Origin of the sequence: Leptotrichia trevisanii DSM 22070 (assembly GCF_000482505.1) — a bacterium.
GTDB lineage: Bacteria > Fusobacteriota > Fusobacteriia > Fusobacteriales > Leptotrichiaceae > Leptotrichia > Leptotrichia trevisanii.
This window is the reverse complement of sequence record NZ_KI519443.1, coordinates 26,198-39,343: the sequence shown is the minus strand read 5'-3', so window position 1 is coordinate 39,343 and position 13,146 is coordinate 26,198. Positions and strand designations below refer to the sequence as shown.

Below are 13,146 nucleotides of genomic sequence, written 5' to 3'. Positions count from 1 at the left end.
AATGAATTAATTAAAAAAAATTATATATAATAAAAAAATTTAGGAGGAATTAAAGAAATGGCAGTAAAAAAATTAAATGAATCTACTTATGAAGTATCAGCAGTTAGAGAAGGAGAAGAATTAAAACACTTAAAGGAACACGTTTTAGTACATTTCAAAGATGCAAAAGTTGACGGATTCCGTCCAGGGCATGTACCTGCAAAAGTTATTGAAAAAAAATTTAAGAAAGATATTGAAGGGGAAATCTTAAACCATATTATTTCTGACGAATACAGAAAAGCGATTGCAGAAAATGAATTAAAACCAATTGCTGATATTAAACTTGAAAAATATGAGCTTAATGATGACAAAGTTGAAGTAGTATTTACAATACCTGTATTGCCTTCATTTGAATTAGGGCAATATAAAGGTGTGGAAGTAGAAAAGGAAAAAGTGGAAATTACTGACGAAAAAGTAAATGAAGAAATCGAAAAATTAAGAGAAAATGCTGCAAAATTAAAAGAAGTTGCAGAAAATGAAGAAGCTAAAAATGATGATGTTGTAAACATCAATTTTGAAGGATTTATAGATGGGAAAGCATTTGACGGAGGAAAAGCTGAAGGGTATGACTTGACATTAGGTTCTCACAGCTTTATTGACACTTTTGAAGATCAAATCGCAGGACACAAAAAAGGCGATGAATTTGATGTAAATGTTACATTCCCTGCAGAATATCACGCTGAAAGCCTAAAAGGAAAACCAGCTTTATTCAAAGTAAAAGTAAATTCAATTAAGAGAAAAGAAGAAGCTGAATTAAATGATGATTTGGCAAAAGAATTGGGATTTGACTCTGTTGAAGATATGACAGCTAAAACTAGAGAAAATATTACAAAAAGAGAAGAAGCAAGAGCTGAAAATGAATTCAAGAACAAAGTTGTTGACGCTGTAGTAAGTGCAACAGAAGTTGAAGTGCCAGAAGCATTAGTTCAAAGAGAAATTGACTACCAAATCAACAGATTTGCACAACAATTACAAATGCAAGGAATCAACCTTAACCAATATTTCCAAATGACTGGACAAACAATGGAAGCAATGAGAGAAAGCTCAAAAGAAAATGCTGAAAAAGCAGTAAAAACAGAATTAGTACTAGCTGAAATTGCAAAAGCTGAATCAATCAAAGCAACTGATGAAGAAGTATCAAAAGAAATAGAAACATTGGCTGCAATGTACGGACTTGAAAAAGATGCATTAATCGCTGATGTAAGAAAAAATGGAAATTATGAAAGATTCATTGATGAAACAAACTACAGATTAGTAAATCAAAAAACAATTGATTTATTAGTAAATGAAGCAAAAGTTAAATAGTAATTTTGAAAAAATTGTTAAATAAAAAGAATATTTTGATTTTAGAAGAATTTTGTGATAAAATAGTTTATTGCGAAATTCTTTTTCTCTATATTTAAGTTGCAAAATTTTAAAATGATTTTATACTATTTTCCATTTGAATAGCAGGTTAGTTATGAATTTTTTTAGCAAGGGGTCAAGAGCCCTTGTTAGCAAATAACATAAAATATAATTTCTGTTTTTTTAAATAGGGTTTAGTATTACGTAGTTTTACAATAATGAGAAAAAATAAAAAATGAAAGAAAAATTGACAGAAAGAGGAGGAAATAATATGTCAGTATATAGTCCAGTAGTTATTGAAAATGATGGACGTGGGGAGAGAAGCTATGATATTTATTCAAGACTTTTGAAGGATAGAATAATTTTTGTAAGTGGAGAAGTTGAGGATGGAATGGCAAATGCGATTGTCGCTCAATTATTATTTTTAGATGCACAGGATAATGAAAAAGATATAGTTATGTATATAAACAGTCCAGGAGGAGTAATTACCGCCGGGCTTGCGATTTATGACACAATGCGTCACATTAAAAGCGATGTTTCTACAGTATGCGTAGGACAGGCAGCAAGTATGGGAGCAGTATTATTGTCAGCTGGAGTAAAAGGAAAAAGATATTCATTGCCAAACTCAAGAATAATGATTCACCAGCCACTAGGTGGAGCAAGAGGGCAAGCAACGGATATTCAGATTCAAGCAAAAGAAATCGAACGAATGAAAGAAATTATAAGCGAAATTTTATCAGAAGCAACTGGAAAATCAGTAGAAGAAATCTATGCAGATACTGAAAGAGACAACTTTATGTCACCAGAAGAAGCTGTAAATTATGGATTAATAGATAAGATATTGTAAAACTTATTTGGTAACTTTAAAAACAGTTCTTAAATTAAAAATTTATCATTAAGTATTTCTTGTAAAGGCTTTTATAATTGGATTAAAAATGTCGTGATTTTTTGGAAATAAAAATTTCTGTCTGAACGAAGTGAGTTTAATTTTTATTTTCAAAAAATACTTAGACGAGCGGGGATTGTAAAGGGGATGGCGATTGATCCCCTTTACGTAGAAAAAAGAAAAAATATCTATATAATATAATTCACTTTATAAAATCTAAAGAAAAATCATTTACATAAATATTTAAAGATTGTATTTAATTTTTTGAAATTATAACATCTTGATGAAGTTGCTAAATAAATTTATTGTTAATAGTAAATTATATATAAAGAAAAAACGAGGTGAAAAATATTGGCAAATAAGAAAAAAAATTACTGTTCATTTTGTGGCAGGGAAGAGCATGAAGTGGAACGGTTGATACAGAGTCCTGAAGAGGATGATGTGTTTATTTGTAATGAATGTATAGAAGACAGTGCGGAATTGCTGGACAGTTTTAGGGAATATGATGAAAATGAGCATAACAGGGAAATCACGCTGTTAAAGCCAAAAGAAATAAAGGCAAAACTTGATGAATATATTATCGGACAGGAACAGCCTAAAAAGGTGTTATCTGTGGCGGTTTATAATCATTTTAAGAGAATAATGCACAAACAAAAAAATGTAGATAATGATGTGGAACTGCAAAAGTCAAATGTGCTGCTGGTGGGACCTACTGGAAGCGGGAAAACTTTGCTTGCACAGACATTGGCGAAAACATTGAATGTGCCTTTGGCGATTGCAGATGCAACAACATTGACAGAAGCAGGATATGTTGGGGATGATGTCGAGAATGTACTTTTAAAACTGATAAAAGCGGCTGATTATGATATTGAAGCAGCAGAGCATGGAATAATTTATATTGATGAAATTGATAAAATTGCTAGAAAATCGGAAAATATGTCAATTACAAGGGATGTTTCTGGAGAAGGAGTTCAGCAGGCGTTACTTAAAATCATTGAAGGGACTGTTGCAAGTGTGCCGCCACAAGGTGGAAGAAAACATCCAAATCAGGAAATGATTGAAATTAATACAAAGGATATTTTATTTATCGTTGGTGGAGCATTTGAAGGACTGGAAGCGAAAGTTAAGGATAGAGTTAATGAAAAAAGAGTTGGATTTGGGCTTGAAACAAATAATACGAAACTGGATGACTTAACTTTGTTTGAAAATGTGTTGCCAGAAGATTTGATAAAATTTGGGTTAATTCCTGAATTGATAGGACGTTTACCGGTAATTACGGCACTTCACGGACTGGATGAAGAGGCAATGATAAAAATATTGACAGAACCTAAGAACTCACTTGTTAAACAATATAAAAAATATTTTGAAATGGAAAATGTAGATCTGGAATTTGAGAAGGATGCAATTGTTGAAATTGCACAGCTGGCACTTAAACGAAAAATTGGGGCGAGGGGGCTTCGCTCAATTATTGAAAGTGTTATGACTGATTTGATGTATGAAATTCCATCGAAGGAAAATGTTAAGAAAGTGATAATTACGAAAGAAGCAGTTACGGATAAAGAAAAAGTAATTATTGAATAATAGAAATTTAAAATTGTTTTATTGTAACTGTTTAAAGAATGGATTTAGAAGTATGAAAGGAGAAATTATGCAAAATAAACCATTTATAGCTACACGAGAATTAGTTGTATTTCCAGGTGTTGTAACTCCGATTTTTATCGGTAGGCAGTCAAGCCTGAAAAGTCTTGAAGAAGCAATTTCAAGATTTGACAGCAAGCTAATTCTTTCGGCACAAAAAGATGCAAATGTGGAAGAGCCAAAATTTCCAGAAGATATTTATGAAACTGGAGTTTTAGTTCACGTTATACAGACAGTGAAAATGCCAAATGGAAATGTAAAGGTACTGGTTGAAGCTAAACATAGAGTTTTAATCAATCAATTTCCAAAAGATGATAATGGCGTTGTTTATGCTGAATATGAAGAAATTTTTTCAAAGCCTATCGACGAAAGTAAAGCTGAGGCCTTGAAACGTAGGGTAATTGATGAATTTTCAAATTATGCACAAAAAACTAATAAGGTGCTGCCTGATATTATTTACAATATAAAAGAGATTAGCAATATTGACAAGGTTTTCGACTTGATTTGTACGAATTTGATGATAGCAGTTGAAACAAAGCAGGAATTATTGGAAATATTGGATGTGGAGGCAAGAGCGTATAAAATTTTGAGTATTCTTGAAAGAGAAATTGAGATTTTTATGCTTGAACGTGAAATTGAAAATCGTGTGAAAGAACAGATGGCAGAAGTTCAGAAAAACTATTACTTGCGTGAAAAAATCAAGGTAATGCGTGAAGAAATGGGAGAAGGAACTGATTCAGACGAGGAACTGGAGGAACTTGATCAAAGAGTTCGGGATGCAAAAATTCCTCAGGAGCTAAAGGATAAGTTGGTAAAAGAGCTTTCGAGAATGAAGAAAATGCCAGATTTTTCTGCTGAATCTTCGGTAATCAGAACGTATCTTGAAACTGTACTTGAATTACCGTGGGAAGTTTCAACTAATGATGAAATTGATATTGAAAAAGCTGAAAAAATTCTAAACGAAGATCATTATGGGCTGGAAGAAGTTAAGGAAAGAATATTGGAATTTTTGGCAATTAAAAAATTAAATAAGACATTAAAAGGTTCGATTATCTGTCTTGTGGGGCCTCCAGGTGTAGGGAAAACATCGCTTGCACATTCGGTGGCACGTTCAATGAATAGAAAATTCACAAGAATTTCACTTGGTGGAGTAAGAGATGAAGCCGAAATTCGTGGGCATAGAAGAACTTATGTGGGAGCAATGCCAGGAAGAATTATAAACTCATTGAAACAGGTTGGAGTAAATAATCCGGTAATGCTGTTTGATGAAATTGACAAGATGGCTTCTGACTTTAGAGGAGATCCTGCTTCAGCAATGCTGGAAGTTTTAGATCCTGCACAAAACAATTCATTTGAAGATCACTACATTGATCATACTTTTGACTTGTCAAATGTATTCTTTATTTGTACGGCAAATGATCTGGGCGGAATTCCAGGTCCACTTCGTGATAGAATGGAGATTATCTCAATCGAATCTTACACAGAATTTGAAAAATTAAATATTGCAAAAAAATATTTGATACCTCAAACACAAGAAGAAAACGGATTAAAGGATTATAAAATTTCATTTTCTGATAAAGCAGTTATGAAGATTATAAACGAATACACAAGGGAAGCTGGAGTAAGAAATTTACGAAGAGAAATTAGTAAATTGTTCAGAAAAATAGCAAAAGAAATACTTGTATCAAAATCTGACAGCAAAAAGATTTCTGTTTCTGAAGCAAAAATCAAGAAATATTTAGGAAATGCAAAATTCAGAGTAGATAAAGTTAAAGAAAAAGAAGGTAAAATTGGTGTTGTCAATGGACTTGCATGGACAGCAGTTGGAGGTACAACTTTAGAAGTGCAAGCAGTAAAAATGGAAGGAAAAGGTGTGCTGCAGCTTACAGGAAAACTAGGAGATGTAATGCAGGAATCAGCTAGAGTGGCTTATTCTTACGTACGGCATATAAAGAATGAACTTGGAATCAAGGAAAAATTTAACGAAACAACAGATGTTCATTTACACTTCCCTGAAGGAGCAGTGCCAAAAGACGGGCCATCAGCAGGTATCACAATTACAACAGCAATTATTTCAGTATTGACGGATAAGGAAGTTAGACAGGATGTGGCAATGACTGGAGAAATAACGATTACTGGAGAGGTTTTAGCAGTTGGTGGAATCAAGGAGAAGGTAATTGGGGCTCACAGAGTTGGTATAAGAGATGTTGTGCTTCCTTATGACAATAAAGTTGATACAGAGGAATTGCCAAAGGAAATTGCAGACCAGATGAAATTCTACTTTGCTAAAACTTATGATGATGTGAAAAAGATTGTTTTTGTGGAGAAAGAAGCGAAGAAAAGTAAAGCTGTAAAAAAGGTGGCTGAGAAAAAATAATAGTTTATAATAACGGGGAATTCTAATTTATGGAGTTTCCTGTTTTATTTTTATAAAATAATACTAAACCCCATTTAAAAAATAGAAATAAAATTTTATAACAATTAATCTGATAACCTCATAAAAAAAAATCAAATCTAATTTTTAAGTATCCATATAAGGGATTCTTATTCAGAATTTGAAAAACTTCTTATTGTTAATTAATATTTTTCATAATTCTATATTTTTTCTTTTTATATAAGCAAGGGAAATCGATCGCCATTTTCCTTTATTTCGCAATAACAGTTTTTAGGTTTAGTATCATTTGAAATTTGAGAAAAAAAAGGAGTAATATCTCTGTTAAGATATAACTCCTCATTCCAAAGTTTTTTATATTTTTTAAAATCTATATGATTTTATTTTTACTTGTTATACAAGAATTTTATGTAAAGAATATATTTATTTATAAGAAATTAATTCATAGATTAACTAAATGGATTAATTGCCCATCTAAATGTCTTGTTGTAAAAATTACTGTCTAAACTAGAAACTGTTACTCTTCTACTTCCAGAAGAAGCATGAATAAACTGTCTATTACCCATGTAGATACCTACGTGAGAAATACGCCCTTTTCCAGTTGTTTCAAAAAATACCAAATCGCCTTTCGTCATATTCATTGATGAAATTCTTGGTTTAAATGTTGCTTGTGAACTTGAAACTCTAGGCAAGTTTACATTAGCAGCTTTTTTGAATACGTAACCAACGAAGCCTGAACAATCAAAACTGTTAGGACCAGTTGCTCCCCAAACATACGGTGAACCTAATTTTGTTTGTGCGAAAGAGATAATTTGATCTCTTACTGCTGTAGAAGAACTTCCACTACTTCTCACCTCTTGTCTTGGTTTTGATACAACAGTTAAATCTATAGTTTTATTACTATAATGATTTTTGATTGTATTTTGTAAATCCGCAAATGATACAGCAGATATAACTAAAGCTCCAGCTAGCATCAATATTTTCTTCATTAGAACCTCCAATCTACCTTTGAACTTTGGTAAATATATTATAGCAACATTGTCTTTTATTTTAATTTTTAAAAAATTAATTTTAGATTAATTAAACGAAAGTATAACTTATAAAATTGTTTGAAACAACTAAATTAAAGTAAATTAAATTGAATTTATAGCATATTTAATAGTTCAAAATCAATTATTTTACTTCTACAATAACTTTTCCATTAGCACTATTCGTTTCTAAAAATTTATGTGCCAAAGAAATTTCATTTAATGTAAAAATTTTTGCAATTCTTGGTTTTATGAGATGTTTTTCAATAAAATCAAACATTTCTTTTATTGTATCTTTTTTGACAATTGTGCTGTTAAATGAAGTTAGGTAGGATTCTGAAGGGATTTCGTCAAGTGGTTCAAAATTTTCGATTACCCATCCTCCAAGACAGCCTGTCATACAGACTATTCCACCTTGTTTCACAGATTTTAAAGAATTTTTCAAAGTGGGAGTGCCGATTAAATCAAGGACTTTGTCAACTCCGTCTGGAAAATATTCTTGTAACTGAGTGTCAAAAGTTTCATCTTGAATTAGGACAAAATCTGCTCCCATTTCTTTTAAAAATTCAACTTTAGTCTTACTTCTTGATGTTGCAATCACGGTGTTTCCAAAACTTTTGGCAAGCTGGATTGAAGCAAGGGCAACTGAACTTGTTCCGCCACGAATCAGCAGAGTGTCAGTGTTTTTTAACTGCAGGCTTTTGAATAAAGAGCCGTAAGCTGTGTAGTATAATTCAGGATATGCTGCAAGTTTTACCCAGTCTGTTTCTGAAAGAGTTATTGGATAAACTTGAGAAGATGGTACAAGCGTGTATTCGGCGTAACTTCCATTAAATTCACGCCCCAAACCATTCATCATTGTGAAAACTCTATTTCCTTTCTGAAAATGGCTATCAGAAGCATCTTCAATAACGCCAACACATTCAATTCCAATCACGCGTGGCAATTTCACAGAAGGAGAAAACCCATCTCTAGTAAATATTTCAGCCCGATTTATTCCAAAAGACTTAATTTTTATAAGAACCCAGCCATTTTTTACTTTCGGAATTTCAATATTTTGAATTTTTAGTTCATCAGCAGTACAAGGATTTTCAAGAACAACGGCTTTCATAGTATTTTTTTTGTTTAACATAATAAAATTCCTTTCTTACATTTTAAATTTTAATTGACAAAAATAAATCTTTATAGTATTATACTATATAGAACTAATAAGTCAAGAAAATTTTGTGTAGATTAGGAGATTATAATGAATAAAAAAGTAAATTTGGGAATATATATAAGCAAAATTAAGCAGACACATGATAGAATTTTAAATTATATTCTCTCAAAAAGAGAAATTACTGTTTTTAATGGTGAGCGTGGAAAAATTTTGCATATACTCTGGGAAAAGGATAATGTAACGTGCAAGGAATTGTCGAAAAAAACTGGGCTTGCGATAAATACACTTACACCGATGTTAGATAGAATTGAAAAGGCTGGGCTAATAGAAAGAGCGCCACATCCTGATGATAGGCGGAAAGTGCTGATAAGACTTACAGAGTATGCACAGGGCTTTAAAAAGGAATATGAGGAAATTTCTGAAACTATGACAAATTATGTTTATGAAGGGTTTTCTCAAGAGGAAATTGGAATGTGTGAAGAGTTTTTGGAAAGGATTTCGCAAAATTTAGAGAAAGCTGAAAAAAAGAAAAACAAAAAGTAGAAATATTGATAGAAAGGGGCAAATATGAGAAAAATTATAGAATTTCAGAATGTGAGTAAAAAATATCCAAATGGAAATGAAGCTGTAAAAGACATAAATTTTTCGATAAATGAAGGAGAATTTATTGTGTTTATCGGGACTTCGGGAAGTGGGAAAACTACAGCTTTGAAAATGATAAATCGGTTGGAAGATGCGACTTCTGGAGAAATAAAAATAAAAGGGGAAAATATTTTTGAATATAATATTTATAAAATGCGTTGGAATATGGGGTATGTCTTGCAGCAGGTGGCTTTGTTTCCGCATCTGACAGTAGAAGAAAATATAAGTGTTGTACCTGAGCTGAAAGGGTGGAAGAAAGAAGAGATTAAGGCAAGGACAGAGGAATTGCTGGAAATGATTGGACTGGAAAGTGAAAAATATCTGAAAAGAATGCCAGCTGAGCTGTCTGGTGGAGAAGCACAGAGAATAGGGATAGCAAGGGCATTGGCGGGAGATCCTGAAATTATATTGATGGATGAGCCTTTTAGTGCATTGGATCCGATTACAAGAAAAAGTTTGCAAAAGGATATAAAAAAATTACAACAGAAAATCAATAAAACGATTGTTTTTGTAACGCACGATATTGAGGAAGCCTTTTATTTAGGAGACAGGATTTTTATAATTAGGGATGGGAAAATTCTTCAATCTGGAACGAAATCTGAATTAATTAATAATCCGAAGGATGAATTTGTAAGGGAATTTATTAGTTTGGAAACAAATGAAAATTCGGAAAATAAAATTGATAAAAAAATTATTGAAAAACTGAAGGAAAATGGGGAATATGCAAAACTGGTTATGGAAATAGAAAATTGTAGAAGTAAAGATTAAAAAATTTTCAAAAGATCATCATTTTAATAGTTTTCGGACATACCTTAATAAAGAAGTAACTTTAATAATTTTTGAAAATGAATTATTAATAAAACAAATATGAAAAATTTGAAAGAAAGAAGGAAAATAAAAATGAAAAAAACATTAGTAGTTATGGCACATCCTGATATGGAAAATTCAAGAGCGAACAAAGCCTTTAAAGAAGAAGCAGAAAAATTATCAAATGTAGAATTGTATAATATTTATGAAAAATATCCTGATGGAAAGATTGACGTTGAAAAAGAACTGAAATTATTGTCTGAAACAGGGACTTTAATATTGCAGTTTCCTTTATTTTGGTTTAATTGTCCATCTTTGCTTAAAGAATGGATAGATACTGTATTTATGGCAGCTCATTATGGCGAAAATAAAGTGCTTAAAGGTAAAAAAATTGGAGTTGCAGTGACAACTGGAGGAATTGCATCAAGATATGATGGAACAAATGGATTGACAATAAAAGAAGTGTTAAAGCCGTTTTTATTAAGCATAGCTTATGTTGAAGGTATTGAATTGCCAATTTATTCATTATTTGGAGTAATGCCAGATTTAAGCGATGAAAAAATTGCTGAAAGTGCAAAAAAATATGCAGAATATATAGAAAATAATTTATAAGATTAGATAAAACTCTAAATAAATAGTCATAATTAGGTATGCTGAAAACTATTAAAATGATGATTTTTTGAAAATTTTTTAAGTCAAAAACAACAGTATTAGTTTTATAACAATTCATAAACAAAATACAACATAGATTTTGAATTTTTTAGACACTCCCTGATTTAACTTTAAATGATAAAATTTTAGAAATAAAAGGAGAAAATAATGAATAATAACTTTTTTCAAGTATTTTATGAGCGTAAAGAAGAGTTTTTCAAGGCTGTTATTGAGCATATGCAGATTTCATTTTATGCACTTGTAATTGCTTTGATTATTGCAATTCCGCTTGGAATTTATTTGACATATAATAAGAAAATAGCAGAAATAATTATCGGACTTACAGCGATAATGCAAACTATACCTTCACTAGCATTACTTGGATTATTGATTCCAGTTATGGGAATTGGTAGAAAACCTGCAATTACAGCACTTGTAATTTACGCCTTGCTTCCAATTTTGCGAAACACGTATACTGGAATAAATGGAGTAGATCCAGTATATATGGTGGCTTCAAGGGCTATGGGAATGAATAAGGCACAACAGCTCTTTAAAATTCAGCTGCCACTTGCGATGCCTGTAATTATGGCAGGAATCCGTACAGCGACAGTTCTTATCATTGGGACAGCGACACTTGCTTCGTTAATTGGTGCAGGAGGGCTTGGAAAATTGATTTTGCTTGGGCTTGACAGAAATAATATGAACTTAATTTTGCTTGGAGCAATTCCATCTGCATTATTAGCAGTTTTATTTGATTTTATGTTGAGAAAACTGGAAAATAAAAACTGGAAAGTAATTATAATTTCATTTATAAGTCTGTTTATAATATTTTTTTCTGGAAATTTAGTTATGAATAAGCAAAACAAAAGAGATAAAATTGTAATTTCAGGGAAATTGGGAACAGAGCCGGAAATATTGATAAATATGTATAAATTTCTTATTGAGGATGAAATGAATGTAGATGTGGAACTAAAATCAGGATTTGGAACTACATCATTTAACTTTAATGCATTGAAATCAGGAGAAGTTGATATTTATCCTGAATTTACAGGGACTGTAGTATTTACATTCCTTAACGAAACGCCAGTAAGCAATATAAAAGAGCAAGTTTATGAGCAGGCTAGAAATGGAATCTTGAAAAAATACGACATGGTACTGTTAAAACCGATGGCATATAATAACACTTATGCAGTCGGAGTTTCACAAAACTTTGCAAGTGAAAATAATATTACAAAAATATCAGACTTGGCACGAGTAAAAGATAAGGCTAAAATTGGTTTCACAAGAGAATTCGTTGACAGGGAGGACGGGTACAAAGGAATGAAGAAATTATATAACTTTGAATTTTCAAGTGTGAAGGAATTTGAGCCAAAATTACGTTATGTGGCGGTGCAAAGTGGAGATATAAATGTGATTGATGCCTATTCTACGGATAGTGAGCTGGAGCAGTATAAAATGACAGTTCTGAAAGACGATAAGAATTTATTCCCTCCATATCAGGGAGCTCCTTTAATGAAAAGAGAAACTCTGAAAAAATATCCAAAATTAGAGCAAATTTTGAATAAATTACATAATAAAGTTACAGATGATGAAATGCGTAAGATGAACTTTGAAGTAGGAGTCAATGGTAAAAAGGCTTATGATGTGGCAAAGGAATATTTGATAAAAAATGGATTAATTAAAAAATAAAAAAATGACAGTCCTAAATTATAATTTTTTATAACTTGCAGGATTGCCATTTTTTTCTTAAAATAGTGAATATGGAGAGAGAATTAGAATAATTCACTATTCAAGATATGAATTATTAAAAATATATTTGTTAGCATTATTATTAGTATGATTGTTTTATTAGTCTAAAGGTGGCATATCATTGGGTTTAGGCTCTCTAGGTTTATGATTTAGCATTTCAATCAGTTTAGCAGCTTCTTCTTTTGAAACTTTTCCATTATTTAATGAATTTGTTAATGACTGAATTTCTGCATCAGTTAATTTTTTTGGTACATCTTTTGGCTTACATTTATCGTTTGGTTTTTTATGTTGTCCTTTTCTTTCCAGCATTTTTGCAATTTCAGTACCTTCAGACTTTGTAATTTTTCCATTGTTCAATTTTTTCTTTAATTCTTCGATTCTAGTAAAATCAGGTTTTTTTATAATATTTCCGTTTTCATCTATAATATTTCCATTACTGTCTTTTTGTTGTAATTTATGTGGTGGTTTGCATTCATCACTAGGTGTACTGTTTGCAGTAGTAGTTGTTCTGCCGGTACTATTTGCAGCTGTAAGGGTAGTTCCTGCAAATACTGACAGTGAGGTTAATATAGCAATTCCTAAAATTTTATTTTTATCTATTTTTTTCATAATAATTCCTCCGATTATTTATTCATAGTTTTATTTTTTGTCATTTCTTATTGACAAGAATATAATATCAACAAATTTTGACAAAAAAATGGAAAAATTGTGTCTTTTTTGTGAAATTTTAATTTTTTTTACTAAAATTAATTTTAAAATAGTTTTATTTATATCTAGTAGTAAATTATTAAAATTAAATGTTCTTGAAATT

Annotated in this window: 11 protein-coding genes; 8 read left to right on the top strand and 3 right to left on the bottom strand. The window is 31.1% G+C overall.

Annotation, left to right across the window (positions count from 1 at the left end):
- The first annotated feature begins 57 nt into the window (after positions 1-57).
- The 4 genes from tig (at position 58) to lon (ending at position 6,284) form a co-directional block, all read left to right on the top strand.
- Complete coding sequence (gene tig, locus K324_RS0109905) at positions 58-1,344, top strand: trigger factor (protein WP_026748976.1); 1,287 nt, start codon at positions 58-60, stop codon at positions 1,342-1,344.
- Positions 1,345-1,654: 310 nt separating this feature from the next.
- A complete protein-coding gene (gene clpP / locus K324_RS0109900) occupies positions 1,655-2,230 on the top strand; it encodes an ATP-dependent Clp endopeptidase proteolytic subunit ClpP (protein WP_026748975.1) in 576 nt (191 codons plus the stop codon).
- Positions 2,231-2,620: 390 nt separating this feature from the next.
- Positions 2,621-3,850: an ATP-dependent Clp protease ATP-binding subunit ClpX gene (clpX, locus tag K324_RS0109895; protein WP_026748974.1), complete on the top strand. Its 1,230-nt coding sequence runs from the start codon at positions 2,621-2,623 to the stop codon at positions 3,848-3,850.
- A gap of 67 nt (positions 3,851-3,917) precedes the next feature.
- Positions 3,918-6,284: an endopeptidase La gene (lon, locus tag K324_RS0109890; protein WP_026748973.1), complete on the top strand. Its 2,367-nt coding sequence runs from the start codon at positions 3,918-3,920 to the stop codon at positions 6,282-6,284.
- 464 nt (positions 6,285-6,748) lie between these two features.
- Here lon and K324_RS0109885 read toward each other — a convergent pair whose 3' ends face one another.
- Positions 6,749-7,288: a C40 family peptidase gene (locus tag K324_RS0109885; RefSeq protein WP_026748972.1), complete on the bottom strand. Its 540-nt coding sequence runs from the start codon at positions 7,286-7,288 to the stop codon at positions 6,749-6,751.
- 184 nt (positions 7,289-7,472) lie between these two features.
- A complete protein-coding gene (locus tag K324_RS0109880) occupies positions 7,473-8,459 on the bottom strand; it encodes a zinc-binding alcohol dehydrogenase family protein (RefSeq protein WP_051354446.1) in 987 nt (328 codons plus the stop codon).
- A 114-nt stretch (positions 8,460-8,573) separates the two neighbouring features.
- On the opposite strand from K324_RS0109880, the gene K324_RS0109875 reads away from it, so the two are divergent.
- The 4 genes from K324_RS0109875 (at position 8,574) to K324_RS0109860 (ending at position 12,275) form a co-directional block, all read left to right on the top strand.
- On the top strand, positions 8,574-9,029 hold the full coding sequence (locus tag K324_RS0109875; RefSeq protein WP_026748970.1) for a MarR family winged helix-turn-helix transcriptional regulator: 456 nt from the start codon (positions 8,574-8,576) through the stop codon (positions 9,027-9,029).
- A gap of 24 nt (positions 9,030-9,053) precedes the next feature.
- Positions 9,054-9,896, top strand: a complete 843-nt coding sequence (locus K324_RS0109870) for an ABC transporter ATP-binding protein (protein WP_026748969.1) — start codon at positions 9,054-9,056, stop codon at positions 9,894-9,896.
- A 132-nt stretch (positions 9,897-10,028) separates the two neighbouring features.
- Positions 10,029-10,547 (top strand): NAD(P)H-dependent oxidoreductase, encoded by a 519-nt coding sequence (locus K324_RS0109865; protein ID WP_026748968.1) that lies wholly within the window; start codon positions 10,029-10,031, stop codon positions 10,545-10,547.
- Between the two features lie 207 nt (positions 10,548-10,754).
- The gene (locus K324_RS0109860; protein WP_026748967.1) at positions 10,755-12,275 is read left to right on the top strand and encodes an ABC transporter permease/substrate-binding protein; all 1,521 of its coding nucleotides are present in this window, start codon (positions 10,755-10,757) and stop codon (positions 12,273-12,275) included.
- A gap of 159 nt (positions 12,276-12,434) precedes the next feature.
- On the opposite strand, the gene K324_RS0109855 is transcribed toward K324_RS0109860, so the two are convergent.
- A complete protein-coding gene (locus K324_RS0109855) occupies positions 12,435-12,944 on the bottom strand; it encodes a hypothetical protein (protein ID WP_026748966.1) in 510 nt (169 codons plus the stop codon).
- Positions 12,945-13,146 lie beyond the last annotated feature (202 nt).

Coding starts and splice junctions, on each gene's coding strand:
- tig (WP_026748976.1), top strand. CDS start 58: ATGGCAGTAAAAAAATTAAATGAATCTACTTATGAAGTATCAGCAGTT.
- clpP (WP_026748975.1), top strand. CDS start 1,655: ATGTCAGTATATAGTCCAGTAGTTATTGAAAATGATGGACGTGGGGAG.
- lon (WP_026748973.1), top strand. CDS start 3,918: ATGCAAAATAAACCATTTATAGCTACACGAGAATTAGTTGTATTTCCA.
- K324_RS0109885 (WP_026748972.1), bottom strand. CDS start 7,288: ATGAAGAAAATATTGATGCTAGCTGGAGCTTTAGTTATATCTGCTGTA.
- K324_RS0109880 (WP_051354446.1), bottom strand. CDS start 8,459: ATGTTAAACAAAAAAAATACTATGAAAGCCGTTGTTCTTGAAAATCCT.
- K324_RS0109875 (WP_026748970.1), top strand. CDS start 8,574: ATGAATAAAAAAGTAAATTTGGGAATATATATAAGCAAAATTAAGCAG.
- K324_RS0109870 (WP_026748969.1), top strand. CDS start 9,054: ATGAGAAAAATTATAGAATTTCAGAATGTGAGTAAAAAATATCCAAAT.
- K324_RS0109865 (WP_026748968.1), top strand. CDS start 10,029: ATGAAAAAAACATTAGTAGTTATGGCACATCCTGATATGGAAAATTCA.
- K324_RS0109860 (WP_026748967.1), top strand. CDS start 10,755: ATGAATAATAACTTTTTTCAAGTATTTTATGAGCGTAAAGAAGAGTTT.
- K324_RS0109855 (WP_026748966.1), bottom strand. CDS start 12,944: ATGAAAAAAATAGATAAAAATAAAATTTTAGGAATTGCTATATTAACC.